Origin of the sequence: Mycobacterium sp. E1715 (assembly GCF_001667625.1) — a bacterium.
In the GTDB taxonomy this organism is placed as follows: Bacteria; Actinomycetota; Actinomycetes; order Mycobacteriales; family Mycobacteriaceae; genus Mycobacterium.
On the sequence record NZ_LZJJ01000324.1, the window covers coordinates 1 to 1,214 of the forward strand.

Here is a 1,214-nt window from a genome sequence, read left to right on the forward strand (position 1 = left end):
GCGGTGCACCCGGCGCACCGCGTACTCGCCGTGTTCGTCCTTCTCGAACTTCACCCCGTAGCGTTCCAGCCGCTGCACCATCGCGAATCCTCGGCTGGCGGTCTGATAGATGGTGCGCTGGTTGACGATTCCGTCGTTGGCGCGGGTGATCTCGGCGACGTAATCCTCGGGTTCGGCCTTGCCCGGGATGACGGCGTTGTTCACGCCATCCATGCCCATCGCCAGCGCGCCGGAGTGCCGGACGTGGGCCTTCTCCAACAGCAGCACCTGGGCGCCGTGCTCGGCGGCCGACAGCGCCGCCATGGTGCCGGCGGTCCCACCGCCGATGACCAGCACGTCGCAGTCGAGGCGGAGGGGGGTCGCCGGGTCCGGGATCTCCATCATGCCGCCACCAAGTTGCCCAGGGCGGCAATGATTTCGGCGCGCAACCCGTCCCTCGGCAGCTCTCCGCGCGGATCAGGCACGTCGATGGATGCGCGGGGCGGCTCCCCGGCCCGGCCCAGCACGACGATCCGGTCCCCCAGCGCGAGCGCCTCGTCGACGTCGTGGGTGACGAAGACGATCGTCGTGGGATGGGTGCGCCAGGTGTCGATCAACAGCCGCTGCATGGCCGCCCGGGTTTGAGTATCCAGCGCGCCGAACGGCTCATCCATCATCACCGCGCGGGGCGCACCCGCCAGGCCGCGGGCGAGCTGGACCCGTTGGCGCATCCCGCCGGAGAGGCTTTTGGGCAGGAAGTGGCCGAAACCGGCGAGCCCGAGTTCGTCGATCCAGCGCTCGGCCTGCGCGCGACGGGTGGCCCGGGGCTCGCCGCGCAGCCGCAGCGCCAGCTCGATGTTGGACCGCACGGTTCGCCACGGCAGCAGCGCGTTGTCCTGGAACACCATGCCGCGGTCACCCGAGGTGGTGGTGACCTCCGCGCCGTCGGCCAGCACCCGGCCCGCGTCGGGCCGCAGCAGCCCCGCCAGGGCGCGCAGCAGCGTCGACTTGCCGCAGCCCGACGGCCCGGTCAGCACCAGGATCTCCCCGGGGCGCACCGTCAGGCTCAGCCCGTCGATGACCGGAGTCCCGGTGTAGGACAACCGAACCGCTTCGAGCTCAAGACTGGTTCCGGTTTGTGCCGCAGTGGTCATCGCAAGCCTTCCTGTGCTCGGGGCAACCAGCGCGTCACCCGCCGGCCGACCAACTCGACGGCCGCCGACGTGGCGAACCCG

2 protein-coding genes are annotated in these 1,214 nt (G+C 71.0%); both read right to left on the reverse strand.

What is annotated here, in order from left to right; all coding sequences use genetic code 11:
* Nucleotides 1–384: FAD-dependent oxidoreductase (locus A9X03_RS16590; RefSeq protein ID WP_156746573.1), on the reverse strand; the 384-nt coding region annotated here is incomplete at its 3' end.
* Nucleotides 381–1,133, reverse strand: a complete 753-nt coding sequence (locus A9X03_RS16595) for an ABC transporter ATP-binding protein (RefSeq protein WP_067752871.1) — start codon at nucleotides 1,131–1,133, stop codon at nucleotides 381–383. The genes A9X03_RS16590 and A9X03_RS16595, both read right to left, overlap by 4 nt.
* Nucleotides 1,134–1,214 lie beyond the last annotated feature (81 nt).